The 25,137-nt window shown below is 58.2% G+C and carries 31 protein-coding genes and 2 tRNA genes; 13 read left to right on the plus strand and 20 right to left on the minus strand.

All coding sequences use genetic code 11. The features are described from left to right. Positions 1 to 111 precede the first annotated feature (111 nt). The 5 genes from ACR0J5_RS00615 to ACR0J5_RS00635 are packed head-to-tail and all read right to left on the minus strand — an operon-like array spanning position 112 to position 3,718. Complete coding sequence (locus tag ACR0J5_RS00615) at positions 112 to 486, minus strand: nuclear transport factor 2 family protein (RefSeq protein ID WP_480649924.1); 375 nt, start codon at positions 484 to 486, stop codon at positions 112 to 114. Then, positions 483 to 1,379 carry an alpha/beta hydrolase gene (locus ACR0J5_RS00620; RefSeq protein WP_480649925.1) on the minus strand — a complete coding sequence of 299 codons (897 nt, stop codon included), beginning with the start codon at positions 1,377 to 1,379 and terminating at the stop codon, positions 483 to 485. Before ACR0J5_RS00620 ends, ACR0J5_RS00615 begins: the two co-directional genes overlap by 4 nt. Continuing rightward, positions 1,376 to 1,861 carry a flavin reductase family protein gene (locus ACR0J5_RS00625; protein ID WP_480649926.1) on the minus strand — a complete coding sequence of 162 codons (486 nt, stop codon included), beginning with the start codon at positions 1,859 to 1,861 and terminating at the stop codon, positions 1,376 to 1,378. Before ACR0J5_RS00625 ends, ACR0J5_RS00620 begins: the two co-directional genes overlap by 4 nt. After that, the gene (locus ACR0J5_RS00630; protein ID WP_480649927.1) at positions 1,858 to 2,535 is read right to left on the minus strand and encodes a glutathione S-transferase family protein; all 678 of its coding nucleotides are present in this window, start codon (positions 2,533 to 2,535) and stop codon (positions 1,858 to 1,860) included. Before ACR0J5_RS00630 ends, ACR0J5_RS00625 begins: the two co-directional genes overlap by 4 nt. Beyond that, positions 2,528 to 3,718, minus strand: coding sequence for an LLM class flavin-dependent oxidoreductase (locus ACR0J5_RS00635; protein ID WP_480649928.1), 1,191 nt, complete (start codon positions 3,716 to 3,718; stop codon positions 2,528 to 2,530). Before ACR0J5_RS00635 ends, ACR0J5_RS00630 begins: the two co-directional genes overlap by 8 nt. A gap of 101 nt (positions 3,719 to 3,819) precedes the next feature. Here ACR0J5_RS00635 and ACR0J5_RS00640 point away from each other — a divergent pair, with 101 nt between their 5' ends. The 4 genes from ACR0J5_RS00640 to ACR0J5_RS00655 all read left to right on the plus strand — a co-directional run bounded on the left by ACR0J5_RS00640 (position 3,820) and on the right by ACR0J5_RS00655 (position 8,064). Further along, entirely contained in the window at positions 3,820 to 4,437 is a 618-nt protein-coding gene (locus tag ACR0J5_RS00640) for a helix-turn-helix domain-containing protein (RefSeq protein ID WP_480649929.1), read from the plus strand. A gap of 669 nt (positions 4,438 to 5,106) precedes the next feature. Continuing rightward, the gene (locus ACR0J5_RS00645) at positions 5,107 to 5,448 is read left to right on the plus strand and encodes a hypothetical protein (protein WP_480649930.1); all 342 of its coding nucleotides are present in this window, start codon (positions 5,107 to 5,109) and stop codon (positions 5,446 to 5,448) included. Further along, positions 5,438 to 6,718 (plus strand): type II toxin-antitoxin system HipA family toxin, encoded by a 1,281-nt coding sequence (locus ACR0J5_RS00650; protein WP_480649931.1) that lies wholly within the window; start codon positions 5,438 to 5,440, stop codon positions 6,716 to 6,718. The genes ACR0J5_RS00645 and ACR0J5_RS00650 overlap by 11 nt, the downstream gene beginning before the upstream one ends. Positions 6,719 to 6,852: 134 nt before the next feature. Further along, entirely contained in the window at positions 6,853 to 8,064 is a 1,212-nt protein-coding gene (locus ACR0J5_RS00655; RefSeq protein WP_480649932.1) for a toll/interleukin-1 receptor domain-containing protein, read from the plus strand. Positions 8,065 to 8,536: 472 nt separating this feature from the next. On the opposite strand, the gene ACR0J5_RS00660 is transcribed toward ACR0J5_RS00655, so the two are convergent. The 6 genes from ACR0J5_RS00660 to ACR0J5_RS00685 form a co-directional block, all read right to left on the minus strand. Further along, positions 8,537 to 8,611, minus strand: a tRNA-Phe gene (locus tag ACR0J5_RS00660). A gap of 79 nt (positions 8,612 to 8,690) precedes the next feature. Continuing rightward, entirely contained in the window at positions 8,691 to 8,873 is a 183-nt protein-coding gene (locus ACR0J5_RS00665) for a DNA gyrase inhibitor YacG (RefSeq protein WP_480649933.1), read from the minus strand. Continuing rightward, the gene (locus tag ACR0J5_RS00670; protein ID WP_480649934.1) at positions 8,870 to 9,892 is read right to left on the minus strand and encodes a ribonuclease E/G; all 1,023 of its coding nucleotides are present in this window, start codon (positions 9,890 to 9,892) and stop codon (positions 8,870 to 8,872) included. The genes ACR0J5_RS00665 and ACR0J5_RS00670 overlap by 4 nt, the downstream gene beginning before the upstream one ends. Further along, positions 9,889 to 10,467, minus strand: coding sequence for a Maf family protein (locus ACR0J5_RS00675; protein ID WP_480649935.1), 579 nt, complete (start codon positions 10,465 to 10,467; stop codon positions 9,889 to 9,891). Before ACR0J5_RS00675 ends, ACR0J5_RS00670 begins: the two co-directional genes overlap by 4 nt. Positions 10,468 to 10,478: 11 nt before the next feature. After that, positions 10,479 to 10,697 (minus strand): translation initiation factor IF-1, encoded by a 219-nt coding sequence (gene infA / locus ACR0J5_RS00680; RefSeq protein WP_005978431.1) that lies wholly within the window; start codon positions 10,695 to 10,697, stop codon positions 10,479 to 10,481. A gap of 90 nt (positions 10,698 to 10,787) precedes the next feature. Beyond that, positions 10,788 to 11,663 carry a carbon-nitrogen hydrolase family protein gene (locus tag ACR0J5_RS00685; protein ID WP_480649936.1) on the minus strand — a complete coding sequence of 292 codons (876 nt, stop codon included), beginning with the start codon at positions 11,661 to 11,663 and terminating at the stop codon, positions 10,788 to 10,790. Positions 11,664 to 11,839: 176 nt separating this feature from the next. Here ACR0J5_RS00685 and ACR0J5_RS00690 point away from each other — a divergent pair, with 176 nt between their 5' ends. After that, the gene (locus ACR0J5_RS00690) at positions 11,840 to 12,133 is read left to right on the plus strand and encodes a hypothetical protein (protein WP_480649937.1); all 294 of its coding nucleotides are present in this window, start codon (positions 11,840 to 11,842) and stop codon (positions 12,131 to 12,133) included. Positions 12,134 to 12,218: 85 nt separating this feature from the next. On the opposite strand, the gene ACR0J5_RS00695 is transcribed toward ACR0J5_RS00690, so the two are convergent. The 8 genes from ACR0J5_RS00695 to ACR0J5_RS00730 all read right to left on the minus strand — a co-directional run bounded on the left by ACR0J5_RS00695 (position 12,219) and on the right by ACR0J5_RS00730 (position 17,561). Next, positions 12,219 to 12,812: a GNAT family N-acetyltransferase gene (locus ACR0J5_RS00695; protein WP_480649938.1), complete on the minus strand. Its 594-nt coding sequence runs from the start codon at positions 12,810 to 12,812 to the stop codon at positions 12,219 to 12,221. Further along, complete coding sequence (locus ACR0J5_RS00700) at positions 12,805 to 13,203, minus strand: ketosteroid isomerase-related protein (RefSeq protein ID WP_480649939.1); 399 nt, start codon at positions 13,201 to 13,203, stop codon at positions 12,805 to 12,807. The genes ACR0J5_RS00695 and ACR0J5_RS00700 overlap by 8 nt, the downstream gene beginning before the upstream one ends. Positions 13,204 to 13,205: 2 nt before the next feature. Beyond that, on the minus strand, positions 13,206 to 13,658 hold the full coding sequence (locus ACR0J5_RS00705; protein WP_480649940.1) for an arsenate-mycothiol transferase ArsC: 453 nt from the start codon (positions 13,656 to 13,658) through the stop codon (positions 13,206 to 13,208). 3 nt (positions 13,659 to 13,661) lie between these two features. Next, positions 13,662 to 14,141, minus strand: a complete 480-nt coding sequence (locus tag ACR0J5_RS00710) for a UPF0262 family protein (RefSeq protein ID WP_480649941.1) — start codon at positions 14,139 to 14,141, stop codon at positions 13,662 to 13,664. A gap of 99 nt (positions 14,142 to 14,240) precedes the next feature. After that, positions 14,241 to 15,542 carry a histidinol dehydrogenase gene (gene hisD / locus ACR0J5_RS00715; protein ID WP_480649942.1) on the minus strand — a complete coding sequence of 434 codons (1,302 nt, stop codon included), beginning with the start codon at positions 15,540 to 15,542 and terminating at the stop codon, positions 14,241 to 14,243. A 115-nt stretch (positions 15,543 to 15,657) separates the two neighbouring features. After that, positions 15,658 to 16,134, minus strand: coding sequence for a DUF2948 family protein (locus ACR0J5_RS00720; RefSeq protein WP_480649943.1), 477 nt, complete (start codon positions 16,132 to 16,134; stop codon positions 15,658 to 15,660). After that, positions 16,131 to 17,399: a UDP-N-acetylglucosamine 1-carboxyvinyltransferase gene (murA, locus tag ACR0J5_RS00725; protein ID WP_480649944.1), complete on the minus strand. Its 1,269-nt coding sequence runs from the start codon at positions 17,397 to 17,399 to the stop codon at positions 16,131 to 16,133. Before murA ends, ACR0J5_RS00720 begins: the two co-directional genes overlap by 4 nt. A gap of 6 nt (positions 17,400 to 17,405) precedes the next feature. Continuing rightward, complete coding sequence (locus ACR0J5_RS00730; protein ID WP_480649945.1) at positions 17,406 to 17,561, minus strand: hypothetical protein; 156 nt, start codon at positions 17,559 to 17,561, stop codon at positions 17,406 to 17,408. A gap of 83 nt (positions 17,562 to 17,644) precedes the next feature. Here ACR0J5_RS00730 and ACR0J5_RS00735 point away from each other — a divergent pair. Beyond that, positions 17,645 to 17,719: transfer RNA gene (locus tag ACR0J5_RS00735), tRNA-Thr, on the plus strand. Positions 17,720 to 17,789: 70 nt separating this feature from the next. On the opposite strand, the gene ACR0J5_RS00740 is transcribed toward ACR0J5_RS00735, so the two are convergent. Then, on the minus strand, positions 17,790 to 18,584 hold the full coding sequence (locus ACR0J5_RS00740) for a carbon-nitrogen hydrolase family protein (protein WP_480649946.1): 795 nt from the start codon (positions 18,582 to 18,584) through the stop codon (positions 17,790 to 17,792). 127 nt (positions 18,585 to 18,711) lie between these two features. On the opposite strand from ACR0J5_RS00740, the gene ACR0J5_RS00745 reads away from it, so the two are divergent. From ACR0J5_RS00745 to nthA, 7 genes are all read left to right on the plus strand, one after another. Beyond that, on the plus strand, positions 18,712 to 19,620 hold the full coding sequence (locus ACR0J5_RS00745) for a LysR family transcriptional regulator (protein ID WP_480649947.1): 909 nt from the start codon (positions 18,712 to 18,714) through the stop codon (positions 19,618 to 19,620). A gap of 92 nt (positions 19,621 to 19,712) precedes the next feature. After that, positions 19,713 to 20,675, plus strand: coding sequence for an agmatinase (gene speB, locus ACR0J5_RS00750; protein WP_480649948.1), 963 nt, complete (start codon positions 19,713 to 19,715; stop codon positions 20,673 to 20,675). Positions 20,676 to 20,697: 22 nt separating this feature from the next. Further along, complete coding sequence (locus tag ACR0J5_RS00755) at positions 20,698 to 21,774, plus strand: ABC transporter substrate-binding protein (protein ID WP_480649949.1); 1,077 nt, start codon at positions 20,698 to 20,700, stop codon at positions 21,772 to 21,774. 72 nt (positions 21,775 to 21,846) lie between these two features. After that, entirely contained in the window at positions 21,847 to 22,905 is a 1,059-nt protein-coding gene (locus ACR0J5_RS00760) for an ABC transporter ATP-binding protein (protein WP_480649950.1), read from the plus strand. 10 nt (positions 22,906 to 22,915) lie between these two features. Then, a complete protein-coding gene (locus tag ACR0J5_RS00765; protein ID WP_480649951.1) occupies positions 22,916 to 23,755 on the plus strand; it encodes an ABC transporter permease in 840 nt (279 codons plus the stop codon). Further along, a complete protein-coding gene (locus tag ACR0J5_RS00770) occupies positions 23,752 to 24,537 on the plus strand; it encodes an ABC transporter permease (protein WP_170755832.1) in 786 nt (261 codons plus the stop codon). Before ACR0J5_RS00765 ends, ACR0J5_RS00770 begins: the two co-directional genes overlap by 4 nt. A gap of 7 nt (positions 24,538 to 24,544) precedes the next feature. Continuing rightward, positions 24,545 to 25,132, plus strand: coding sequence for a nitrile hydratase subunit alpha (nthA, locus tag ACR0J5_RS00775; protein ID WP_480649952.1), 588 nt, complete (start codon positions 24,545 to 24,547; stop codon positions 25,130 to 25,132). The last annotated feature ends 5 nt before the right edge of the window (positions 25,133 to 25,137 follow it).

Below are 25,137 nucleotides of genomic sequence, written 5' to 3' on the forward strand. Positions count from 1 at the left end.
GTATCCGACCCTGATTGGGCACCAAGGTTCTTGAAACGGCGCAGCGTTATGTCCGGGTGGGAACAGAGCGACGATAACGCTGCGTGGTCAACGGAGGGCTAAGGCGGCTCGTTAGCTGGTTCGCTGTTTATAATACGTGTCTTTGTGTACGATCAGCCCGTCGCGATAGGTCAGGATATCGACACTGAGAAACTCTTCTTTTGTGCCATCCTTATGCGTCGCGGTGCGGCGGTATTCACAATAGGCTTTGTTGCCGGAAATTGCGCAATCCAGCGTTTCCCAGTGGACGTTCTCGACTTTTTCGAACAACGCGGAAAAGGCCCCGCGGATTGTCTCGGCCCCTTCAAGGCGCACGCCATGCTCTTCGGGGCCGACGGCGTGGTCAAATGTTGCATCTTCGGCGAAGTGCTTCATCACGGCGTCGATGTCATTGGCGTTGAAGGCATCACCGACAGAGTCGACGAGATCTCGGGTCAAAGCAGTCATGCGTGTGGTCCTTTTCCTTGAAGCATAGAGCACGTGTGTTTGAAGAAGGGGCTTGCCGGGTCAACCAGCGTGTTCAGTTCGTCAAAATGATCGACGTCGGGCACGACATAGAGGCCAATCTGGCGGTCTGCGGTTTCGTATTTTTCGACATACATGCGCGCTTGACGGTGGAATTCGTCCGTTTCTGCGCCACCGACAACGACCAGTTGCGGTGCATTTGTAACTGGGGGATGGCTGGTCATCGGGCTTTCGGCCTCGGCCTCTTCGGGGGTCATCCGGATGCCGGCATTGAGCGCTTCTGTCAGACGCACCGGTTCGAGGTAGCTAAGCGGTGACACCGGGATGCCGGATTTGAGCAGATCCGTAGGAAGATCATCGTCAAACGCAGGCCAGTTGGTCGCCATCATCATTTGAGTGATGTGACCTCCGGCCGAGTGGCCCATCACGGTGATATTGTCCGGATTGAGGCCCAGATCACGCGCATTGCGCCAGATAAATGCCAAGGCTTCGCGGATTTCTTCGGAAATACGGGTGATGGTCACCGATGGGCAAAGATCATAGCCGATGACCACAACATTGATCCCAGCCGCGACAAAGGGCGGAGCGATGAAGCTGTAAATCGACTTGTCGCCACGCTGCCAATAGCCGCCATGCACATAGACCAGCGTTGGCGCATCCACATACTGACACCGGAAAACATCCAGCTTTTGCTTCTCGCCTTCCCCGTAACGGATATCGAGGCTGCAATCGGATGAGGCGCGCGCGGCCTCGCTGTCGCGGCTCCAGGCCGGAATGACGGTGGCTTCGTAATCCGGTCGTCCGGCCCGCAGGTTGTATTGCGCGTCGAACTCATCGGGGCCGAAACGGGTGTGGTAGGTCAGATGATCGCTCATGACAAAGCCTCGGGTTGGGGCGCAGAGAAGAATGCGCCACGGCAAAAGACAAGTGGTGGAACGGGCACATGGGTGTAGTTGATGACGCGGCCCAGAAGGATCTCATGATCGTCTGCATCGACCCTGCCGTGAACCGTGCATTCCAATTGCGCCGAGGCACCTGGGATCAAAGGCGTCTCGCTGCCCGGTGTCCACTCGGTGTCGGTGAACCGGTTTTCGACATCGCTGGCGAAGTGCATGGCAAGGTTTTTCTGATCGGCCGACAGGATGTTGACCGCGAAATGAGCCGATTGCGACAGCGTCGGGAACACCCGGCCTGACTTTGCGATGCAAACCGAGATCACCGGCGGCTGCAACGAGACCGAGGTAAAGGAATTGGCCGTCAGACCCCATGGCGCGCCGTCCGCGTCATAGGCGGCGACAATGGTCACCCCTGTTGGAAAGGCGCCAAGGGCGCGGCGATAGTCTCGGATATCCATCATAGCACTCCTTCGCTGGCACAGGCTTTTTCCAAAGCAGCCCATTCATCGGGGTTGGTCCCGAACGGGCGCATGACGTGAGCCTGATAGGCGGGGCGCTCTGCCAGCCGTTGATACCATGCCTCAACATGCGGCAAGGGCGGGCGGTCGACTTCGACATTGAAATAGCGGTAGGCCACGCATCCCAATGGGATATCCGCCATCGTAAAGCTGTCGCCGCAGACATAGGTGCGATCCGTAAGATGCCGATCCAGAATGGTCAGGGCCTCATGCGCTTCATCGCGCAGCTTGGCGATCTTTTCGGGATCACGCTGATCGGGTTGCGTGCGCACCGTTGCAAAGAACAGATAGATCACCGGCCCAAAGGCGCGGCTGGCCGACCACTCCATCCACTGATCCGCAATCGCGCGGGTCTGAATGTCGGCGGGGCTGAGCGTCCCTGCGCCGTAGCGGTCACAGAGATAACGCACGATGGCGAGGCTCTCCCACAGCGCAAAATCCCCGTCACGGATCGCCGGGATCATCTTGTTGGGATTGATCTGTGCGTACATTTCGGTGTCCAGCTTGCCAAAGCTGCCCCCGGCCAATTGCAGCGTATACTCCAACCCCAGTTCATTCGCGGTCCAGATCACCGGAATGACGTTTGATGAATAGGGACGCCCCCAAATCTCAAGCATGTTCCAGAATCCTTTTCTGGGCGATGGACTGCGTGCCAAACCTTGGGACGACGTGTTCGAACAAACGATGCCAACTGGCCAGGATCTTTTCGTAGGGCACACCGGTGTATTGCTGCATCAGCATAAGGTGATCGAGGCCGATGGTTTCCTGCCGTTCCGCAAACCGATCCGCGACGTATTCGGCGTCGCCCACCACTATGATCCCGCGTTTATTGAGGAAGTCGAACCAGTCCATATCCTCATCTTCGGAGGTCATCTCTTCGCCGACATCCAGGTAACCGTGCTTGGTCCATTCGCCCTTGGGACGCGAGCCGCCGAGGAATTCGTAATAAGCATTGATCGGACCGCGGATCGTGTTCACCGCTTCTTCCATGCTTTCACCGACGTAAAAGGCTGTACAGACACCAACGCCTTCGCCCAGCTTCACCTCGCGCCCTTCGCGTTTCGACAGGGCCTGACGATAAGGTTCCCAACAGGCCAGCGTCGCCTTTGGTCCTGCCGCCATCGAAATCACACCCCAGCCACGCTCGCCAGCCAGTTTGAATGTCGGCGGGGCATTCGACATCAGCCAGACCGGCGGATGCGGGTCGGAATATGGGCGCGGATGCACATACATCGCTTTGTATTCGCCATCCTCACCGTGATAACGCGGGTCCAGAGGGTCAAAGAACCGGTTGGTCTCTTTCCAGCCGGGGACGGGAAACTGATAGAATTCGCCGCGATGGGTGAATGCCTCGTTGGTCCAGGCTTTCAGGATAATCTCAAGGCTCTCCTGATACAGCCGCATCACCTTGGCATTGTCGCGCCGGTCCGCATCCTTGTTGAACTGGAGGGTCGAGCGTTCGTTGATGCCCTTGGCAACGCCGAAATCGAACCGGCCTTGGGTCATATTGTCCAGCATCGCGGCATCTTCAGCCACGCGCAAAGGATGCCAGTCCGGCAAAATGATGGGGGCTGTTCCGACCCGCAGTTTCTTGCAATGTGCGGCGACATGGGTGCCCATCTGGATCGGGTTGGGCGGCGCATTCATGTACCCGTTGTGGGCAAAGTGATGCTCGGTAAACCATGCGGTTGTGAAACCAGCCTGCTCGGCCAGCGAACACTGTTCGAGGATCATTTCCAGCGTACGAGCCCAGGGAATCGTCTCACCAGGGCTAAAATTAGCAATCAGATCAAAGCGCATGGTGTCCTCCCAAACAGTGGCGATTAGTTGATTTTTTGTTCGCTTTTCAACTAAGTTGATTTTCTCTCGAAAAGTCAACTGAAAACCATTAGTGGAGTGTTATGGATCAGGATGTCGACCAGAGTGATGCCCAACGGCTTGGCAGTGAAATCCGCGAGGTGCGCAAAGCCCGCGGTCTGACCTTGCAGGATCTTTCAAATGAGGTGTCCTGCTCAAAAGCCTACCTCAGTCGGATTGAATTGGGATCGGCGAAGGTTTCGTCAGAGTTACTGGGCGAAATCAGCAAAGCGCTGTCCGTTGATCCAAGTTGGTTTTTCCCTAAAAAGACCGGTCAGGGGCCGCTTGAGCGCAAGCATGTTGTAAGGGCCGAAAATCGCCGCGCGTTGTCAGGAATGTACACCCGGTCGACCGAAGAGTTGGGGTTCGAGGATGAGCTTTTGTCCAGCACGCTTGCGGGTGATTGCTACATGATACTGTCCCGCTTCCGCCCGGGCGCTGGCACCCCACCTGAGCCGTTAGAAGGCTATTCCTTTGAGGGTGAACAACACGCGATTATCTTGACCGGCGAGGTCGAGTTGCACTTGGGTGACGAGGTGATCGTGCTGCGCGAAGGGGACAGTTTTTCTTACCCCTCACGGATCGCGCACCGTTTCCGCAACCACACGGACAAAGAGGCAACAATGGTCTGGGCAATGTCGCCGATCCGGATCACCTGGTGACGCATAATTGGGGATCGTCTGAACGACGAAATACGTGTGGTTATAGTGGTGCCGGGGGCGTAATCGAACCGCCGACACAAGGATTTACAATTTTCCTAGGTTCCTATGCAAGCACTACCAAGTCGGTTCATTCCATCGCAATAGGCATTTCCATTGAACGGCTTGCAGTCTTCAGAGCCAATATCTGCCCGCTAAGTCATTTCATCCTAGCCTCGGCGCCCTCGGCCCCCATCCTACATGCCGCGCTGTCACGAGCGCATGCGAGGGAACGGCCCTGACCGTTGACAGGGCGGCGCGTCCGGCCAGAACGCGGCCCCTACTTTCGAAAACGAACAGGAAGACACCTGAAGACCGTCACGCACCAAAGCGCGAGGGATCAAAGCCGCATGGCCGAGACCGCTACAAAAGCGGGCTTGGTTTACGAGAGCCCGGTCCTGCTATGCCAAAGGCCACGCAGGGCGCGCCCTACCGGATTTATCCGCAGAAAGTATCAGATTCTGATACTTTTCGAGTTCGGATCAGGATTTGTCCAGTGAATCGCTGAAAACTGCTTTATATAGCGACTTACGACGCCAAAAGTGCTTTAAAAGGCATTTTTTTGACAATATCTGCCAATAAGTGTATGCTTTAAAAGGCAGTAAAATAACGATAAGAGGCTTTAGAAAGCACATGGCAAGAAAGAACCTTCTCCTGGAAGCACCGCCCTATGAGGTCGAACAGGCCATCAGACGGCTGGGCACCAATCTCCGCACAGCACGGCTGCGCCGCAACCTGACCATTGAGCAGGTCGCCGAAAAGATTGGCACCGGCCCGCGCGCCGTCATGGACGCTGAAAAAGGCAAGCTCGCGACCGGCATGGCGGTCTATACGGCGCTGCTATGGAGCTATGACCTGCTGCACCCGTTCAAGGAGCTTGCCGACCCGCTAACCGACAGCGAGGGCCTTGCTCTTGACCAACTAAGTGGCCGCGAGCGGGCACGCTCCGGCAAAGGGCTCGACAATGACTTCTAAGCCCGGCGCTAGCGAATGCTTTGTCTATATCATGCTGCCCGGAACGAACAGCTTCGTAACAGCGGGGCGTTTCGTGCTGGAACCGGACCGGACAGGTGTGCCGGTCGGTCGTTTCGTCTATGGCAAAAGCTATCTCGATAACCCGGATGCAGTGCCGATCGATCCGATCGAACTCAAGCTGACGGGCACGACCTATCAGACCGCAGCCCTAAAAGGCGTGTTTGGCGCGCTGCGTGATGCCGGGCCCGACTATTGGGGGCGGCGCGTCATCGAAAAACACGCGGGCATGCCGCAGCTGGGCGAGATCGATTATTTGCTCTATGCGCCTGATGACCGTGCTGGAGCGCTCGGCTTTGGTCTGGGAGCAAAACCGCCCGCACCGCAAAGAAAGTTCAACAAGACACTCGATCTGGAAAAGCTGATCGGGCTCGCCGATGCGATCATAGACGGAGAGGACGTTCCTGACGGGCCGGAAGCCGGACAGGTCGAGGACCTGATGTTGATCGGTACCTCAATGGGCGGTGCCCGTCCGAAGGCCGTGGTCGAAGATGATGAGGGCCTGTGGATCGCAAAATTCAACAGACCTGATGATAAATGGAACTACGCGCGCGTGGAGCACGCGATGCTTGAGCTCGCCCGTGCCTGCGGCCTCCAGACGGCACAAAGCCGCGTCGCCAGCGTTGGTGATCGCGATGTTCTGCTGGTCAAACGCTTTGACCGCGAACGCACTGATCAAGGTTATCTGCGCGCCCGCATGATGAGCGGCCTGACGATCCTGCGCACAGAGGACACGCATCAGCATCGTGACCGCTGGTCCTATGTGCTGCTTGCCGAAGAGCTGCGCCGCCTAAGCGCGCGGCCCAGGGATGACGCGCGCGAGCTATTTGCGCGCATGGTCTTCAACGCGCTGATCTCGAATACTGACGATCACCCGCGCAACCATGCAGCGATTGCGAGAGACAAGGATTGGCGGCTTTCAGCGGCCTACGATCTGACACCTTCGATACCGATCAGCGAAGAACGGCGCGACCTTGCTATGACCTGCGGAGACTATGGCCGGTACGCGAATGCGGAGAACATGCTTTCGCAATCCGCCCGCTTCCACCTCACCTCGGACGAAGCCACAGCGATTATCGACGGGATGGAAGAGCAGATCAAAGCGACCTGGTATGAAACCGCGCGCCGCGAAGGTGTCGCTGGGGCGCACTGCGAGGCCATCAGCAAGGCTTTCGCCTATCCGGGCTTTCGGCTGAAGCCGCAGGACCCGTAAAACCGCTAGGACATCACTTGTTCAACCAGAAGATTAAGTGATAAAATTCAAGCAAGTATGGTTGTCTGAATTCTCGGCAAAGAGCCAAGGCTTCTGTATGTTTTCAACAAGAAAAAGAGAGGCCTGGCAGAGTAATGATTAGTTTCGAGATCGGCGGTCGCCGCGTCAAACCTGAGAACATTGCTGACGCACTGGAAGCGGCAATGCTCGAAGCCATTGCAGGACAGATACGGGAAAAGATTGGCTCGATCCGCGATCCGAAGACGGGAGAATTTCCGACAATCGTCATGCGCGGAGAGTCCCTTGATAGTCTCTCTATGCATGTTGAAGGCTCACCGGCCCTTATCGAGGCCGTGCGATCCCGGATGGAAGATGATGAGATGCTGGAAGAGCAAATTGACGCTGGCGATACGACCATTCCAAAGGTTTTCCTGTCCTACACCCATGAGAACATGGAACTTGCCCGCAATGTTGCACAGACCCTGCAATCAAACGGCATAGATACCTGGTGGGACCAGTGGTGTATCAACGCTGGTGACAGCCTGCGTCAAAAGATCGACGAGGGTCTTGGTGAGTGCACTCACTTTCTGGTCTTGCTAACGCCTGAATCCATCAAAAAGCCCTGGGTCAATCAGGAAATGGATGCAGGACTGGTACGCAGGCTCAATAGCAAATGCCGGTTTCTGCCGATACGCTATCAGCTTCCAGCATCGGAGCTGCCGCCTTTATTGTCCGGCATGCATGCACCCGAGATTGGCGATGACGGCGATATTTCCCAGCTGATTTCTGATATTCACGGTGTTACCCGCAAACCGCCAATCGGCCCCAAGCCGGATGCAGTTGTGTCCTCAGAAGAGACTGAGACTGGCTATTCTCCCGCAGCCAATGCCGTTGCCAAGCTGTTCGTGCGACAGTCCCGGCATGGCAGGTTCGCAGACCCGCAGATCAACGCTGAGGACATAGCAGAGCAAACCGGTTTGAGCCTGGACGACACGCAAGACGCGCTGTTTGAACTCTCGCCATTCTTTAAAGACACATCCATCCATGTTCTGGTAAAGGGCGCGCTGTTTGCAGAATTTGATCGCCATTGGATGGAGTGGGACACGAGAGACGATGCCCTGCGGCTCGCTGCGGACATTATGAATGATGAAGACTTTCCATCTGATTGCGGCGAAATAGCAGAGCGTTATGGCTGGGAGGCGCGCCGTCTGAACCCGGTTGCCGCCTATTTGCACGAGCGCGATTTGATCATGGACTACAATGTCATGGGGAACGGCAATTTTGACATGATCCGCATCGTTGGCAAGGAAGGCCCGCTCCGCCGCTTCATAAAAAGCCGTCGGTAGCAGCCCTAGTATTTTGTATCGACAAGAAACCCCGTGCGCCCGCCGCACGGAAATGCAGCCTGCAAAGCATCATAAGCACCCCTTCATGCCGCGCGGCTTAAACCGTCGCGAGGCGGCGTACTACGTTGGCGTGTCGGCGCGGTCTCGCACTTTGGTTCCCAGGGTGTTCTCGATGAACGCATCAATAGATTCATACGGTTGCTTGTCGTCAGGCACATGCTCCTCCAATTACTTGATGTTAAAGTGAAAAAACAAGACTATACAGCATCCCGCCTTACGTGAATGGACGACGTCAAAGTTATCCACAGGACGAGATATGGAACGAAGGCCATTGTACACGACAGGACACCGCGAGAAGGGTTCGGAAAAGCCCAAACCAAGAACAAAATTGTCCCACTTTTCCCGCCCGCACATAGCGGTGGGACAAAAAGCCCATCTAAGCCATTGATATTATTCAATCTGGAAAGTGTAGTGGTGCCCGGGGGCGGAATCGAACCACCGACACGAGGATTTTCAATCCACTGCTCTACCCCTGAGCTACCCGGGCACGGGAACGGCGACTGCCGATGGGTGGAGGCGTTCTATGACTTGCTACCGGCAGTGTCCAGAGGCTTTTTGACATTTTTTCAATGTGGCCGAACTTGCCCGGTTTCTTCATCCGAAACGTCACTGTCCATCTCTTCTTCGCGCTGGGATGGAACGGCGTAAGACCCGTTCAGCCATTTGGCCAAGTCAATGTCGGCACAACGTTTTGAGCAAAACGGGCGGAATTTGACGACAGCCTCGTCGCCGCAGATCGGGCAGCTCATTTCAAGATCTCCGCAAGGGGGATACGGGCCCGTTTCCGCTGCAATTCGTAGTTCCCCAACGGGGTCCAGCCGGCCAGAGTGGTTTCGATACCATCGACTTTGAATGCGGCGCGCAGTGCGGATTCGAAGCCGCGGCGGTCCTTCTTGGGCATCGGAGCTGGGTCCAGGGTTATCTGCCCGCCAAGGCCGCGGATGCGCAGCGCGCGGGCCAGAGTTTTGGCGCAGGCAAAATTGGCTTTGACCCCCGCCGCCAGCGACGTGTCTGACCCTGTGTTCACGTCAACAGCTACCATGGCGCGTGTGGGTTGGATATAGAGATGCCCGCCGCCGGGAAGCGGTTCGGTGATACCACGCGCCACGTCCAGCGCTTCAAGCACGGTGTGGGTTTCGAACCCTCCGGACTGGGTCACAACCTCGGCCGGGTCGGTCCAGTCGCGCCAGGCCAGAACATGGGGGCCGTCGCCCGCCAGCAACATCCCGGGCTCGGTACCGGCGTCGTTCAGCACCTCTTCGGAGTGGACCAGCATCGCGTTGATATCTTCGGCGATTTCACCTGCGTCCTCACCTGCGCAGCAGGACCGCAGGATCAGGCCATAGTCGCTGCCCTCCATACACTCATGCGCGATCTCAAGCAGGCGGTCACGCTCATCCTCATCCCGAATGCTGCGCGAGATATTCAAACCCGGCGCATCGGGGGTGACAATCGCATAGCGGCTTTTGAACAGAATGCGATCCGTGACCGGTAGCGCCTTGCCCGGTTCGGCATAGCCGGTCACCTGAACCAGTTTCATTGCGCCGGGGGGCAGGCCCTTGACCTGTCTCAGAAAGGCGGGGCCGTCCGGGGTTGTCAGGAACATACCGCCCTGACCTTTGACCGGACGGTCGGCGCGGGCGCGATAGATAGTGCCGGGGGCAGGGGCGTCTGCGGCAATCAGGAAATCGTCCAGCTTGCCATCCACCATCAAGGCAGCGGCTTCGCGGTTGTCGATATGGTCCAGAACGATGGTGCGACCCTTCATGATGCCTCACGATACAGGGGATAGCCGATGCCTTGCAAAAGGGCGGCGGTTTCAGACAGGGGCAGGCCAACGATACCGGTGAATGAGCCCGAAATCCACGGGATGAAGGCACCAGCGGGGCCTTGGATCGCATAAGCGCCTGCTTTGCCCTGCCAATCGCCGGTTGCCAGATAGGCGTTGATCTCAACATCCGACAGGCGCTTGACCTTGACCTGGGAAACCACTTCGCGTTGCAGAACCCGATCGCCACGGCGCACAGCGACCGAGGTGATCACACGGTGCCGACGACCGGACAGGGCATGTAGGAATTCCGCCGCCTGACCGGCATTTTCGGGTTTTCCCAGAATACGGCGACCCAACGCAACCGTAGTGTCGGCGCACAGGGTGATGTCATCGCCATCGGCCTGAACCGCCTGAACCTTGGCGCGCGTGATGCGGCTGCAATAGGGTAGCGGCAGCTCGTCCTTCAGGGGTGTTTCGTCGATGTCGGGCGCGCGGATGGCATCGGGCTGCACGCCAAGCTGGGCCAACAGGTCCAGCCGTCTTGGGCTGCCCGATCCTAAGATAAACGCCATTTTGGCAGGCGTTACTTGAAGCGGTAGTTGATCCGACCCTTGGTCAGATCATAGGGGGTCATCTCGACCTGAACCTTGTCGCCGGCCAGAACACGGATGCGGTTCTTGCGCATCTTGCCTGCCGTATGTGCGATGATCTCATGGCCGTTTTCCAGCTCGACCCGAAACGTCGCATTAGGCAGGAGTTCCTTCACGACACCGGGAAATTCGAGCGTATCTTCCTTGGCCATGTTGTCTCCACATTTACGTTGCACTCGCAGAATCTGCGAGGATGTGCGCTTAAATGAGCCTATTTCGGGCTTATTTCAAGGCCGGAATCGCTAAACGGCCGAGATTGTGACCGATTCGACTCGGGGGGATTGTTCCTCCCAATGGGTTCGGTTCAGGACATGGCCATTGGCGCGAACCTCGGCAATGGCGGACAGGTCAATGTCCGCATAGGTCCAGCCGGGCTGGTTCAGAGTACCTTCGGCCAGTACCCCGGTGGGGGGGAAGCCTTTGTCTGGCGGGCCAAAGATGCCGCCAGTGCCGGTGTTCATATCCACGGCTTCGGACCAGTCATTGTTCCCGACCAACGATGCCATCACCGTAACGCATTGATTTTCCAGCGCCCGTGACATGGCCCCAATCCGAACGCGCCAATAGCCCGCTAATGCCTCGGTACACGAGGGGACGAGGATCAGATCAGCCTCGCGCAACGCGCGGCCCAGCAGAGGGAATTCGCTGTCGTAACAGATCAGAACGCCGATCCTGCCCAGCTTTGTGTCGAACAGTTTCAACGGGCCACCGGCGGCGATGTCCCAGTCCTCACGCTCGAACCGGGTCATGATCTGCTTGTCCTGATGGTCCTGCCCACCATCGGGCGCGTACAATTCGGCCCGATTCACCGGACGCCCCGGCCCATCTGTAACCGGAGCAGACGCGCCCAGAATGTAGGTGTTGTATTCGTGCGCCAAACGCCGATGCAGCGCTTGGGCGTCTTCCATCCTGTCAGAGACCGCGCGGATCGACCGCTCCAGATCGCCCGCGACCTCAGCCCCATCCAGCGTCGACAACTCCATCGCGCCATATTCGGGGAAGACCAGCAATTCGGCCCCCTGTTTGGCGGCGTCGCTGACCCAGCGATCCAGCTTGTCCTCATACTGGGCCCAACTGTCGAGCCAATCGAGGGTGTAGGCAGCAGTTGCGACTTTCATAGGGTGTTCCTTGCGGTTCAAATTTTCGGGCAAAATTTAGGTGTGAGTTTGCGGGCTGTATAGCCCAATCCCGACCCTGAGGGTTTTGAATGACCGATTCCGCTTTGGGCCCGGTTTTGGCATTGCTCGGAGCTGACATTCGTGCGACTGGATGAGGCATATGCTGAGGTGAAACAATGGCGAAACTCGTTTTTGAGATATGGAAATGCGAAAAATACCACAGCTTTGAATGCAGCCCGGTAAGTGAAGCCAGTGACAAGCTGCGCGCTAGTGTAAGTCCGAATGCCGAGCTGCTGTATTCGTTCTCGGCAGAAACGGATCACGAAGCCATGCAAAAAAACTACGATTTTCAAGAGTTAGGGCTATATAAACCCGGCGGATTTCCAGATAGGTGCTTTACAGAACAAGAAGAAAGAGAACAGCAGATCTATTTGAACTTGCGGAGTAATAAGTCAGCAGAAATTGGCTAATACCCCAAGAGGTTTGCATAGTTTATCTCCGCGGCGCCGATCCGGAAACATGGGCGGCAAAGTCTGCGTAGCAGACAAAGAGTACCTACAAATCCCGTATCCAAAACTGCAGCGGCTTCTGGGTCTCGGCCTGTTCCCCTACGTCCTTCCACGAAAACTGCGCGACCACACCGGGCAGCGGCCCATAACCTCGCGCGTGCCAGAAGGCATCCAGAGGTCGGTAGTTTTCGGGCCGCATCGGATGATCAGCCGGGCGCTGGACGCCGCAGAAGGCGCATTTTTTGAAACCCAGCGCACGGGCATGACCCTCGCGCAGGTCAAAGAACTTATGGCCCACGCCTTGTCCGCGATAGTCCGGCAGCAGAACGGATTCGGCGCAGTAGAAAATCTCGGACAGGTCCAGACCTGTTCCTTCGAACGCGGCGGCGAAATCGTCGGCATGGTCGGTCAGGGGCGCTCCGGTTGAGGCGCCGATCAGGCGGTCGCCGTCGAACGCCCCGACGACAATGGCGCGCGCGCTGTCGCGATAGGATTGCAGATACTTCCGCTCATACTCCAGATCGCCGTCGTAAAGGTACGGCCAGACGCGAAACACCTCAATCCGCAGGCGGGCCACATCGTCCAGAGCGGTCTCAAGCGCCGCTCCGGTCAGGGGGCGGACGTCAGTGACCTCAGCCATTTGAGACCTGTTTGGTCCAGTCGGCGAGGTTGTAGAAGGTGGTCACGCGGGTGATCTTGCCGTCCTTCAGGTCAAAGAATGACCCCGCGGGCAGGCGGTAGGTCTGGCCATGCGCCTCGGGCAAGCCTTCGTCGGTTTGCAGATAGGTGCCGTTCACGATGAATTCGGCCGCCGCGCGGGTGCCGCTCTGGGCGTCGAACACCACGATGTCGGTCAGGTTTTCGCGGTAGCAGCGGTTCATGTGGTCGCAGAAGGCTGCGAATTTCTCTTTGCCGACACGAATCTGGCCTTCGTTGACGTGATGGGCCACGTCGTCGGACAGGCAGGCCAGCATGCCGTCAACATCACCTGCGTTGAAGGCTTGGAAATAGGTTTCGACGGTCTGGTTCATGGTCACTCCGTTGGTTCGCCCCAGCGGTCTTTGAGATGCTTGATGATCTGATCGCGGGTTTGTCGGTAGTGATTTAGCTTTTCTTCGCGGCTCTCGCCCAGTCCGGTAGGGTCCATTATTGGCCAATAATCGACATCCAGGTGAAAAATCCGGGTTAATTCCAGCGCACGGCGCTGGCTGGCAGGCGACAGAGCCACCACAAGGTCGAACGAGCTGAGGTCATCGCCCCATTCCTGCATCTCATCAAAGGACCGGGTTCTGTGGCGCGACAGCTCGACATTGATCTCATGACACACCGCGATGCAAAAACCGTCGATCTCAAGATCGTTGCGGACACCGGCAGATTGCACATAGGTGCCGGTGCCATAGAATTTCTTCATGATGCCTTCGGCCATCGGGGACCGGACCGAGTTGTGGTCGCAGCAAAACAAAACCGACTGCGGCAGAGGCGTCACCCGTCACCCCCCGAAGTGCAGCACGCAGATCAGCGTGAACAGGCGGCGGGCGGTGTCTGTGTCAATCTCCGCTTTTCCTTCCAGGCGTTCCTGCAACACGCGGCTGCCTTCGTTGTGGATGCCGCGCCGGGCCATGTCGATGGTTTCGATCTGACTGGGCGGCAGGGATTTCACCGCGTCGAAATAGCTTTCGCAGATCTGGAAATAGTCTTTGACCACCTGCCGGAACGGGCCAAGGGACAGGTGGAATTCGGCCGCTTTTTCTGCGGCCTCGGTGGCGATGTCAAAAACCAGCCGTTTGTCGCGGATCGACAGCTGCAGGTGATAGGGGCCATCCGGCACGACACGCTCATCCCGTTGGGGCAGGGCAAAGCTGTTGTCTTCCAGCAGGTCAAAGATGGCGACCTTGCGCTCCTGCTCGATCTCGGGGGTCGGCGGGGGCAGGTTTCTGTCATCCAGTTCGATATGCGAAATGCGGCTCATCTTTACGGTCACAGTTTTTCGGGTCTGCCCAGACCTATAACACGGTCAGGCATTCGGCAACGCGCAGAAACGCCACATTGCACGCGCCTTTGCGTCACATCAGCCGTTGAGACGTTTCAGCCGCGCGGTCACGGACAGGCCATGTGCCTCAAGGCTTTCTGATGTCGCCAGTTGCTCAGCCGCAGGGCCGATGGCGCGCAGGGCTTCGGGCGTCATCTGGCTGAGGGTCGTGCGTTTGAGGAAATCCATGACGCTGAGACCGGAAGAGAACCGGGCGGATCGTGCAGTGGGCAGCACGTGATTGGGCCCGCCCACATAGTCACCGATGGCTTCGGGCGTGTACTGGCCCAAAAAGATCGCGCCTGCGTGAATTGTCTTCTCACTCAGTGCAACGGGGTCCGCGACGCAAAGCTCAAGGTGCTCGGGGGCGATACGGTTTGACAGGGCGGCGGCCTCGTCCAGATCACGCACGGTGATCACGGCACCAAAGTCGCGCCAGCTGGCCCCGGCGATGGCGCGGCGCTGCAGGGTTTCCAGCCGCTTGTCGACAGCCCCGGCCACGGCCTGGCCAAAGGCGGCATCATCGGTGATCAGGATCGACTGCGCGCTTTCGTCATGTTCGGCCTGGCTCAGCAGGTCCAGCGCGATCCAGTCTGGATCGTTGTCCTTGTCGGCGATGACCAGAATCTCGGACGGACCCGCGATCATGTCGATCCCGACCTTGCCAAAGACCCGACGTTTGGCTGCCGCGACAAAGGCATTGCCCGGACCGGTGATCTTGTCCACGGGTTTCACGGTTTCAGTGCCATAGGCCAGTGCCGCAATCGCCTGTGCGCCGCCCATCCGGTAAATCGTATCCACACCCGACAATTGCGCAGCCAACAGGACCAGAGGGTTCACGTGCCCGTCCGGTGTCGGCACTGCGATGGCCAGCCGCTCAACGCCCGCCACCTTCGCCGGGATGGCGTTCATCAGAACCGACGACGGATAAGAGGCCAGCCCGCCCGGCACATACAGCCCCGCCGCCGACACCGCCGACCAACGCCAGCCCAGGGTTGCCCCGGCTGCGTCAGTCCATTGCTGATCTTCGGGCATCTGCTTTTCGTGATAGGCCCGAATGCGGTCTGCGGCCAGTTCCAGCGCGGCGCGGTCAGCGTCCGAGACCTGCGCGACCGCCTCGGCCACTTCGGCTGCGGAAAAGGCCAGGGTTTCCGGAGTCAGGTCCAGCCGGTCGAATTTCGCGGTCAACTCCAGAACGGCGGCATCGCCCCGGCTGCGCACATCCTCGATGATTTCGGCGACGACGGCATCCACATCCGGGCTGTCTTCGCGCTTGGCCGAGAGCAGGTCTTGGAAAGCGGCTTCAAACTCGGATGAGGTGGTATCAAGGAAAACGGGCATTGTCTGGCTCTCCGGGGGCGTTTCCCCCCGGACATATCGCCGGGGTTGCGTGGTCTCAACCCTCGCTATGTGTCGCAGGTTGCAAACGCGCAGTATTGGCGCGCTTGTACTTCGTTTATTCAGGATGATGCGGGGCCTGACCGGAAGGGGCCTGATAGGGGCGCGTCACATCCTTGAGCGTCGCGTCCACCGCCTCGACCCGCAGGCGAATGGCCCCGTCACCGGCCAAAGTCAGCAACACCTGACCTGCGCCATCTTCGCCGGGTTCGAAATCCACGGACAGCAAGGACAGGATCATGTCCTTGTCGCTGCGGTCGATCCCCTGACTGGCCACTGACAGCACTGAATCGAAGACCAATACTGACTGCACACGCTCGAACGGGCGGTCGCGGCGGCTGGCGGCGTCTTTGTCTTCCCAGCGAAAGCGGTTCAGCAGCAGGCCAAAGCGGCGCTGCGATGGATGCCATGTCATCTCGGTCACCGGGAAAACGGCATCCTGCGTCAGGGTCGAGATCACCTGCAGGTCATCCGCATCCTCGGCCCCAAGGTTCAGCGGGGCCTCGCGCCCATCGTGAAAACTTGCGTCTGTCATTGTCCCTTGATCCGTTCGATTTTGGCACCCACGCCTTCCAGCTTGCGCACCACATGCTCATATCCGCGGTCCAGATGATAGACCCTGCTGACCGTGGTTTCCCCTTCGGCCGCCAACCCGGCCAGAATCAACGAGACCGAAGCCCGCAAATCCGTCGCCATCACTGGCGCGCCTTTCAGGCGTTCAACACCTGTTACGGTGGCGGTGCCACCATGCACCTCGACATTCGCGCCCATACGCACCAGTTCGGGCGCGTGCATAAAGCGATTCTCGAAAATGCGTTCTTCAAGAACGGACACACCTTCGGCAGTGCACATCAGCGCCATCATCTGCGCCTGCAAATCGGTCGGGAAACCGGGGAAGGGCTCGGTCACCACATCCACAGCACGCACGCGGCCGTTTTTGCGTGCAACCTTCAGCCCTTTTTCCGTTTCCGTCACGCTGACCCCGGCAAGGTCCAGCTTTTCAGCAAAGGAGTCGACCAACCGCATCCGTCCGCCCAACAGCTCAACCTCGCCGCCGCAAATGGCAGGGGCCAGCATGTAAGTACCCAGCTCAATCCGATCTGTCACAACCTGATGGGTCGCTCCGTGCAGGCGATCCACGCCCTGAATTTCGATGGTCGAACTGCCTTCGCCCGAAATCTGTGCGCCCATCTTGCGCAGGCATTCGACCAGATCGACGATCTCAGGCTCGCGCGCAGCGTTTTTCAGAACCGTGGTGCCCTTGGCCAGCGTCGCCGCCATGACGATATTCTCGGTCGCCCCGACCGAAGCAAAACGCATCTCATGCACCGCGCCTTTCAGCCCGCCGGGCGCCTTGGCATGCAGGTAGCCGTCCTTCAGTTCGATCTCGGCCCCAAGCGCCTCAAGCCCTTCGACATGCAGGTCCATCGGGCGCGCACCGATCGCGCAGCCACCGGGCAGGGACACAACGGCCCGACCAAAGCGTGCCAGCAAGGGGCCCAGAACCAGGTTGGAGGCCCGCATCTTGCGCACAATATCGTAATCCGCCCGCTGGCTGGTCAGATCATGACTGGACATGGCAATGACCTGACCGTCCTGCAGCGCCGAGACCTCGGCCCCCAGCGATTGCAGCAAGGCTGTCATTGTCTTGATGTCACTCAGCCGGGGCGCGTTCGTCAGTGTCAGCGGTTCTTCGCTGAGCAATGTCGCAGGCATCAGCGTCAGACACGCGTTCTTGGCCCCCGCGATCGGTATCTGACCGTTTAGCGGCCCGTTGCCTGTTACCAGAATCGAATCCATCTGCTCTTATTCCTCGTCCTTATCAGCTTTGTCCTCGGATACCGCCCGCGCCTTGGCCTGCGCCTTGCGCCGCGCCATATTCGCCTTTAGCGCAGCCTTCAGCCGCGCTTCGCGCGCATCCCCGGATTTGCTTTGTTTTTTTGGTGAATTTTTATCTGTCATAATCTTTCTCTACAGGAGGCGAAAAAAACCGTCCAGACACCCTTGCGCCCCGTTTCGTTTGAGTCTAATCACCCGCCCACAGCGCTGCTGTAGCTCAGAGGTAGAGCACTCCCTTGGTAAGGGAGAGGTCGAGAGTTCAATTCTCTCCAGCAGCACCATTCCCCAGAAAATTTTAGGTTTGGCGCAGGGTCGATCCTTTTGGTGGTCTCTGAACGGTCATGCGCAGCGTCACGGGCGCGCCAGCTCAAGCGACAGCGTATCGGACAGGTAAGGGTTGTCCGCACGGGATTTTGCATATTCCTCAGGATCGATCCGGGCTGAGATAAGAGCGGCTGAATCTTGCGGTGCAAAGGCCAAACTTTGCCCGTCTGGGGCCACGATCGAGGACATGCCCTGATAGCTATAGCTTTCATCGATGCCCGCATGATTGACGTAGACAATGAAAACCTGATTTTCAAAGGCGCGCACTGGAACAACATGTTGGGTAATGAACGCGCCAGCAGGTCCTTCGGCCATGGCGGTCGGCACGATAATCACTTGCGCGCCAGCCTGTGCCAGCCTGCGGGTGTTTTCCGGAAACTCGACGTCATAGCAGATCAGAAAACCCAGTTTCAGGCCGTGCATGTCGGCCAGGATAGTTGACCGCCGGGGCGTGTGGAAAATCCCTTTCTCGTAATCGCCGTAAAGGCAGTTCTTTCGATAGATCAGCGGTCTATCTGGATCTGCGCTGTTGATGATGACGGCACTGATGTACCGCTGGTCGCCGTCGGCTTCGGGGAACCCGGTGACAAGGCTGATGCCGAGATCACGCACCAGCTGCTGCAGCTTTTGCACCCAGAGGCCGTCTTTTGGTTGCGCCAGGGTCCGCAACGCGGCGCCGCGACCATATCCGGAAATGGCCAGTTCGGGTGCGACCAGCAAATCTGTGCCGTCCGCTTTGGCATCGCGCATGGCCTGTTCCAACTGAGACAACCGGTCATCGGGGGTGCCGCCCGCCTGCATCTGAAATGCGGTGATTTTCATATCCGGCCCCTTACTTTGGCGCTGTTGGATCAAATTTTCAGCTTTTCTTCGCGCGACCGTATTCAGAAAGGCAATATTTACAAATAGCGCGTTGCAAACGGATACATTTCTCGGGCTCAATGCAAGGATGAAAATCACCGGCTCAGACATCCATTTATTGACAGTGTTCGACAGTGTTGTGCGTAATCGGGGCTTTTCGGCCGCGCAGGTGGAACTTGGCCTGAGCCAGCCCACGATCTCGAACCACATTACCGCGTTAGAGGAGCGTTTGGGCGTGCGCCTATGTCAAAGGGGACGGCGTGGGTTCCTGCTGACCGAGAAGGGGCAGATGGTGCATCAGATCGGCATGGCTTTGCTTGGGTCGCTGGATGAACATTCGACCCATCTGGCCGCGTTGAAAGGCAATCTGGTAGGCCGTTTGAAGCTGGCGGTGGTAGATGCCACCACAAGTGACGCGAATTTCAAGCTGCCGCAGGCGATCAAACGGTTCACCGAGGCCGCGCCAGCCGTTCGGATCGACCTTACAATTTCGGAGCCGCAAGAGATTTTGCAGGGTATTCTGGATGGAAGTTATCATATCGGATTTGGCAGTTTTGACAATGTCAGCAACGGGTTAGGCCTGACGGATTTATACCAGGAAAACCACGCGCTGTATTGTGCGGATGCGCATCCCTTGTTTGATGCCCCGGCGGAAATGATCACCGAAGATGTCATTGCGCGCCAGGCCTGGGTGCATCGCGGATACTGGAATCAGCAAAGGCGGAAGACCCTGAATCCGTCCGAGCGGGACCTGTTCGTGCAAGAGATTGAGGCACAGCTGATCCTGGTTCTGAGCGGCGCCTATATCGGCCTTTTGCCCCTGCATCTGGCCATCCCGCTCGAACAGCAGGGTCGTGTTCGGCGCCTGCCCAACGCCAACGAAGACTATACCTGCTCCATGCAGATCGTCACGAGATCGGGAAGCCTGCCCAAAGTCAACGAGCTGTTTGTTTCACTTCTCGAAGAGATTTATGAGGGGGATTACATTGCCAAATGACAATGTAAGAGTTTGCGTAACGGTATTTTTTGCCCGCTCACGTCTGGCTAGGGTGCGAGGGAAATCGAATGTTCAGCGTGACAGGACCCACAATGCCAGACACCGCAAGGCCGCATTTCAATCAACCTCTGGGCGGGAACGAAATGCCGCGTTTCGGGGGCGGGACCACGATGATGCGGCTGCCGGCGCAGGACACGGCACAGGGGCTGGACGCTTGTTTTGTGGGGATACCGATGGATATCGGGACCTCAAACCGGACCGGAACGCGGCATGGTCCGCGCGCGATCCGCGCCGAAAGCTGTATGCTGCGGCCGTTCAACATGGCCACGGGGGCTGCGCCCTTTGCCAATATGCAGGTGGCCGATATTGGCGACGTGGCGATCAACACGTTTGATCTGAAGAAAACCATGGACATCATTACTGATGCCTATGATGAGATCCTCAGCCACGATGTCGTTCCAATCACGCTGGGCGGTGATCACACGCTGAGCTATCCGGTGTTGCGGGCCATTGCGCGCAAGCACGGGCCGGTGGCGTTGATCCATGTGGATGCCCATGCCGATACGAACGATGAGATGTTCGGCGAAAAGATCGCGCATGGCACCCCTTTCAGGCGGGCGGTCGAAGATGGGCTGCTGCAGAATGACAAGGTGTTTCAGATCGGGTTGCGCGGCACGGGCTATGCGCTCGACGATTTTGACTGGGGCCGCAAACAGGGCTTTACCGTCATTCCGGCCGAGGAGTGCTGGCACAAGTCTTTGGCCCCTCTGATGAAGGATATCCGTGCCAAAGTCGGCGATACGCCAACCTATCTGACCTTTGACATCGACAGTCTGGACCCGGCCTATGCGCCCGGAACCGGGACTGTCGAAATGGGTGGGCTGACCAATATACAGGCGCTTGAGATCGTGCGCGGCTGTGCCGGGCTGAACCTTGTCGGAACTGATCTGGTCGAAGTTTCACCGCAGTATGATGTCAGCGGATGTACTGCGCTGATCGGGGCGAACCTGGCCTATGAAATGCTGTGCGTCCTGCCCAAAAACCGGGCCAACTGAACAAAACCAACAGGAGATCACAATGCCAAAAACCTTTTCACGCCGCCGATTTCTGGGAACCGCTGCCGCAACCGGCGCTGTCGCGCTGGCTGCGCCGGCCATCGTTCAGGCGGCGCAACCGCTGAAGGTCGGAACTTATGGCGGCTTCTTTGAAGACAGCTTCAAGCAGTTCATCTACCCTGAATTCACCAGTGCCACTGGGATCGAGGTGAACTCGGTTGCCGTACCTACCGGTGAGACGTGGCTGGTGCAGATCAAGAACGCTGCTCGCGCCAAAACCGCCCCGGCGGATGTGTCTCTGATGGCAGGCATCCCACGCAGCCACGGGGCAGATCAGAAAGTGTTCAAAACGCTGGACGATTCCAAAATTCCGAACCTGTCGAACATGCCTGATCGGTTCAAGGACCGGTATGACGATGGTACCCTGTACGGCGTTGGCGCGGTGTCGTGGTACATCACACTGTGCACCAATTCGGACGAAATCCCGCAGGCCCCGGACAGCTGGGCCGCGCTGTGGGATGAGACCTACAAGGACCAAATCGGCCTGCTGGGTCTGGCGTCGAACTCGCACATGCTTGAGGTGACGGCGGCCACTTTCTTTGGTGGCACGGATATTCTGGACACCAAGGAAGGTATCCAGCAGGTGTTCGACAAACTGTCCGAACTCGTCCCCAATGTGCGGCTTTGGTACAAGGACGAAGGCGCGTTCCAGCAAGCGCTGCAGGACGGTGAGATTCCGATGGGTCAGTATTATCACGATGTGGCGGGCCTTGCTGCCGCCGAAGGCTTCCCGGTTGTGTCCACCTTCCCGAAAGAAGGTGCGGTTGTGGACTCGGGCTATTGGATCGTGCCCGAACACGCCCAGCCGGTCGACGAGATTCACGAATTCATCAACTTCATCTCGGCGGCTGAAACGCAGGCCCTGTTGTCGCGCAACGTAGGCACCGCGCCGGTCGTCGATCCCGCCCTGACCGATTTGACCGAAGAAGAACTGGCCGCCGTCAGCAGCCCCAAGGCGCCGATTGTGCCGCGCTATGACATCTACAAAGATCACGCGAACTGGATTTCCGACACCTGGAACCAAATGATCGCGGGATAACACCACTCACGATACTGGCCCGTCCCGCGCAGGTGGGGCGGGCCGTTTCCCTTGTTGAAAGAAAAGACCCATATGCCAGGTTTAAGCATCGAAAACGTCACCAAAAAGTTTGGCACAGTGACGGCCGTTACAGATGTGAACCTTCAGTTCAATACCGGCGAGATGATCTGTTTTCTGGGGCCGTCTGGTTGTGGCAAGACCACTCTGCTGCGGATGATCGCGGGGCTGGACGAACCCACGCAAGGTACGATCCGGTTCGAGGATCAGGACCTGACCGGCGTGCCCGTCCATCAGCGCAATATCGGCATGGTGTTTCAGTCTTTTGCGCTCTTTCCGCATTTGAATGTGGGCGAAAATATCAGCTATGCGATGCGCATTCGGGGCCATTCCCGGTCAGAATGCGAAGACCGCGCACGGCAGTTGCTGGACATGGTTCACCTGCCGGGGCTTGAGGATCGTAAGATCTCGCAATTGTCCGGCGGTCAGCGTCAGCGCGTCGCCATCGCGCGGGCCTTGGCCCTGAATCCGCAGGTGTTTCTGCTGGATGAGCCGATGTCGGCGCTGGATGCCAATCTGCGCGAGGTCATGCAGATCGAGCTGCGCAAACTGCAGCAAGAGCTTGGGATCACCACCGTCGTCGTCACCCATGACCAGACCGAAGCGATGACGATGGCTGATCAGATCGTGGTCATGGGCAAGGCGCAGGTGCTGCAGACCGGCACCCCGATGGAGATCTACAAGACCCCGGTCGACAAATTTGTCGCCGGTTTCATCGGCACCAGCAACCTGTTGCCCGCAAAAATGTCGGGACCTGACAGCGTGCATGTAAACGGGACCGATCTTACGGTGGGCGGCAACACAGGCCATTTTGCCCAAGGTGATGACGTTTTACTGATGACCCGACCCGAAGAGGTGTTCGTGCATCACCCCTCGGACGTGGATTTGGCCAATTCGGTCACCGGCACAGTGACATTCGTGCGTGATATCGGGGCCACGATCGAAATTTTGGTGGATTGCGCCGGGCACGAGGTGATCTCGGTCCTGACGCCAAAGGACTGGCCCAATGTGAAAGTGGGCGATCAGGTCCACGTGGAAATGCCCGCTGCGGCCTGCAGCGTGCTGGCGGTGTAAGGGGGGAGGGATGCAGACAAGCGCGCTTTCCCGCTATATCGGGCTGATCCCGTCCTCGGTGATGATCGGGGCGTTTTTCGTGATCCCCTTTGTCCTGATCCTGCTGACCAGCGTGTCTACCCCGACCGATGACGGAGGCTATGCCACCAGCTTTGACCTGCAGCATTTTGAACGGTTCCTGACGTGGTTCTATATCGAACGGGCGCTGTTCTCGGCCGGTCTTTGCGCGCTGATCGCGGTGCTGAGCTTGCTGATCGCGTATCCCTTCACCTATTTCCTGACCACGTTCCCGCCGCGCTCGCAAACCTTTTGGCTGATCTACATTCTGGCGCAGCTGTCGCTGTCCGAGGTGCTGATCGCGTTCAGCTGGCAAATCCTGCTGTCCCGCACCGCAGGCGTGGCCAATATCCTTGTCTGGATCGGGGTGATTGAGAAAAGCTTTGCCATGACGCCCTCGGCGGGCGCTGTGGTGGCCGCGCTGGTCTATCTGACCGTGCCGTTTTCGGTTCTGCTGCTGTTTCCCGCACTCAGCCGGTTGGACAAAAGCCTGATCGAGGCTTCGCGCACACTGGGGGCCTCGCCCTTGCGGACGTTTTTCACCGTGATCATTCCGGTTACGCGGCCAGCGATCATCTCGGGCGGGGTGACGGTGTTCGTGCTGACGCTGGGCGCCATCATCGTCCCGCAGGTGCTGGGCAAGCCCGAACACTGGACGCTGTCGGTGCTGATCACGGATCAGGCGATTTTCAACTTTAACATGCCCTTTGCCTCGGCTTTGGCAGTGGTGTTGCTGGTTCTCAGCGCGACTGTGATCTGGCTGGTCACGAAATTCTCGGGGAAAAAGGCATGAGGGCATTGCGCAGCATCTATCTGGCGCTGTTTGCGCTGTATCTGATCGGGCCGATCCTTGTGATCGCGGCCGTGTCTTTCAATGCCAAAAAGTTCCTAGCCTTCCCGCCGCGCGGCTTTTCTTTCCGCTGGTACGCTGAGGTTTTCGTGGCAAATGATTGGTTCACAGCGTTGAAAAATTCGCTGTTCATCGCCTTTGCCTCGGCCAGCCTTTCGGTTCTGATCGCGATGCCGGTGGCCTATTTCGCGTGGCGCTATGGGCTGCGCTATGCCAAGGCACTGCTGGCGCTTGGGGTGGCACCGTTCATCCTGCCGCCCGTCATCATGGCGCTGGCCTTCCTGCTGTTTTTCACCGGAATTGGTCTGAACGGGCTGATGATCAATGTCATCATCGCCCACGCGGTGTTCCTGCTGGCCCTGCCTTTGGTGACGATCTCGCTGGGGTTGGAAAGCGTCGATCACGCGCTGATCGAGGCCAGCCAGACCATGGGTGCCTCAAACGCCGTCGTCTTCCGCACGGTGATCCTGCCGATTGCCGCCCCTTTTGCCTTTGCGGGGTTTGCGTTCTGCTTTGTCCTCAGCCTGAATGAATACATCATCGCGCTGATGACCGTGGGCTTCTCGGTCGAGACCTTGCCGATCAAGATTTTCAACGCCCTGCGCTATGGGTACACGCCGGTCATTGCGTCGATTGCGGTGATCTTCATGGTGATCAACATTGTAATTTTCGCCCTGATCGCGCGGTTCTCGAACCTTGCGCGCATTCTGGGCGCGATGGAGTAACCGCCCCATGCCCCATGATCACGACCCGCTGGAAGAAGGCCCCGCCTTGCGCGTACGCGCGCTGGAAGAGTTGATGGTGGCCAAGGGATTGGTCAAACCCGAAACGCTCGACAGTATTGTCGAGTATTATGAACGCGAAACCGGTCCGCGCAATGGCGCGGCTGTGGTGGCGCGGGCCTGGACAGACCCGGACTACAAAGACTGGCTGCTGCGCGATGGAACCGCCGCAATCAACGCAATGGGGTTCAGTGGGTTTCAGGGCGAACATATCCGCGTGGTCGAGAATTCCGCTACAGTTCACAACGTGATCGTTTGCACCTTGTGCTCCTGCTATCCATGGCCGGTACTGGGCCTGCCGCCCACATGGTACAAAAGCCCCGCCTACCGATCACGCGTGGTGCGGGAACCTCGGGCCGTTTTGGCAGAGTTCGGCGTCACATTGCCCGAAGAGGTGCAGGTCAAGGTGTGGGACAGCACCGCAGAAATCCGCTATCTTGTTCTGCCGCGTCGGCCCGACGGGACAGACGGGCTGTCCGATGCGGACTTGGCTAAGCTTGTGACCCGTGACGGCATGATCGGCACGGCGTTGGTTTAGGGGCG

It is taken from the genome of Ruegeria sp. BE1 (genome assembly GCF_056538885.1).

Excerpts from the sequence above, each read along its gene's own strand:
- ACR0J5_RS00615 (WP_480649924.1), bottom strand. The coding sequence starts at position 486 with ATGACTGCTTTGACCCGAGATCTCGTCGACTCTGTCGGTGATGCCTTC.
- ACR0J5_RS00620 (WP_480649925.1), bottom strand. The coding sequence starts at position 1,379 with ATGAGCGATCATCTGACCTACCACACCCGTTTCGGCCCCGATGAGTTC.
- ACR0J5_RS00625 (WP_480649926.1), bottom strand. The coding sequence starts at position 1,861 with ATGATGGATATCCGAGACTATCGCCGCGCCCTTGGCGCCTTTCCAACA.
- ACR0J5_RS00630 (WP_480649927.1), bottom strand. The coding sequence starts at position 2,535 with ATGCTTGAGATTTGGGGGCGTCCCTATTCATCAAACGTCATTCCGGTG.
- ACR0J5_RS00635 (WP_480649928.1), bottom strand. The coding sequence starts at position 3,718 with ATGCGCTTTGATCTGATTGCTAATTTTAGCCCTGGTGAGACGATTCCC.
- ACR0J5_RS00640 (WP_480649929.1), top strand. The coding sequence starts at position 3,820 with ATGGATCAGGATGTCGACCAGAGTGATGCCCAACGGCTTGGCAGTGAA.
- ACR0J5_RS00645 (WP_480649930.1), top strand. The coding sequence starts at position 5,107 with ATGGCAAGAAAGAACCTTCTCCTGGAAGCACCGCCCTATGAGGTCGAA.
- ACR0J5_RS00650 (WP_480649931.1), top strand. The coding sequence starts at position 5,438 with ATGACTTCTAAGCCCGGCGCTAGCGAATGCTTTGTCTATATCATGCTG.
- ACR0J5_RS00655 (WP_480649932.1), top strand. The coding sequence starts at position 6,853 with ATGATTAGTTTCGAGATCGGCGGTCGCCGCGTCAAACCTGAGAACATT.
- ACR0J5_RS00665 (WP_480649933.1), bottom strand. The coding sequence starts at position 8,873 with ATGAGCTGCCCGATCTGCGGCGACGAGGCTGTCGTCAAATTCCGCCCG.
- ACR0J5_RS00670 (WP_480649934.1), bottom strand. The coding sequence starts at position 9,892 with ATGAAGGGTCGCACCATCGTTCTGGACCATATCGACAACCGCGAAGCC.
- ACR0J5_RS00675 (WP_480649935.1), bottom strand. The coding sequence starts at position 10,467 with ATGGCGTTTATCTTAGGATCGGGCAGCCCAAGACGGCTGGACCTGTTG.
- infA (WP_005978431.1), bottom strand. The coding sequence starts at position 10,697 with ATGGCCAAGGAAGATACGCTCGAATTTCCCGGTGTCGTGAAGGAACTC.
- ACR0J5_RS00685 (WP_480649936.1), bottom strand. The coding sequence starts at position 11,663 with ATGAAAGTCGCAACTGCTGCCTACACCCTCGATTGGCTCGACAGTTGG.
- ACR0J5_RS00690 (WP_480649937.1), top strand. The coding sequence starts at position 11,840 with ATGGCGAAACTCGTTTTTGAGATATGGAAATGCGAAAAATACCACAGC.
- ACR0J5_RS00695 (WP_480649938.1), bottom strand. The coding sequence starts at position 12,812 with ATGGCTGAGGTCACTGACGTCCGCCCCCTGACCGGAGCGGCGCTTGAG.
- ACR0J5_RS00700 (WP_480649939.1), bottom strand. The coding sequence starts at position 13,203 with ATGAACCAGACCGTCGAAACCTATTTCCAAGCCTTCAACGCAGGTGAT.
- ACR0J5_RS00710 (WP_480649941.1), bottom strand. The coding sequence starts at position 14,141 with ATGAGCCGCATTTCGCATATCGAACTGGATGACAGAAACCTGCCCCCG.
- hisD (WP_480649942.1), bottom strand. The coding sequence starts at position 15,542 with ATGCCCGTTTTCCTTGATACCACCTCATCCGAGTTTGAAGCCGCTTTC.
- ACR0J5_RS00720 (WP_480649943.1), bottom strand. The coding sequence starts at position 16,134 with ATGACAGACGCAAGTTTTCACGATGGGCGCGAGGCCCCGCTGAACCTT.
- murA (WP_480649944.1), bottom strand. The coding sequence starts at position 17,399 with ATGGATTCGATTCTGGTAACAGGCAACGGGCCGCTAAACGGTCAGATA.
- ACR0J5_RS00730 (WP_480649945.1), bottom strand. The coding sequence starts at position 17,561 with ATGACAGATAAAAATTCACCAAAAAAACAAAGCAAATCCGGGGATGCG.
- ACR0J5_RS00740 (WP_480649946.1), bottom strand. The coding sequence starts at position 18,584 with ATGAAAATCACCGCATTTCAGATGCAGGCGGGCGGCACCCCCGATGAC.
- ACR0J5_RS00745 (WP_480649947.1), top strand. The coding sequence starts at position 18,712 with ATGAAAATCACCGGCTCAGACATCCATTTATTGACAGTGTTCGACAGT.
- speB (WP_480649948.1), top strand. The coding sequence starts at position 19,713 with ATGCCAGACACCGCAAGGCCGCATTTCAATCAACCTCTGGGCGGGAAC.
- ACR0J5_RS00755 (WP_480649949.1), top strand. The coding sequence starts at position 20,698 with ATGCCAAAAACCTTTTCACGCCGCCGATTTCTGGGAACCGCTGCCGCA.
- ACR0J5_RS00760 (WP_480649950.1), top strand. The coding sequence starts at position 21,847 with ATGCCAGGTTTAAGCATCGAAAACGTCACCAAAAAGTTTGGCACAGTG.
- ACR0J5_RS00765 (WP_480649951.1), top strand. The coding sequence starts at position 22,916 with ATGCAGACAAGCGCGCTTTCCCGCTATATCGGGCTGATCCCGTCCTCG.
- ACR0J5_RS00770 (WP_170755832.1), top strand. The coding sequence starts at position 23,752 with ATGAGGGCATTGCGCAGCATCTATCTGGCGCTGTTTGCGCTGTATCTG.
- nthA (WP_480649952.1), top strand. The coding sequence starts at position 24,545 with ATGCCCCATGATCACGACCCGCTGGAAGAAGGCCCCGCCTTGCGCGTA.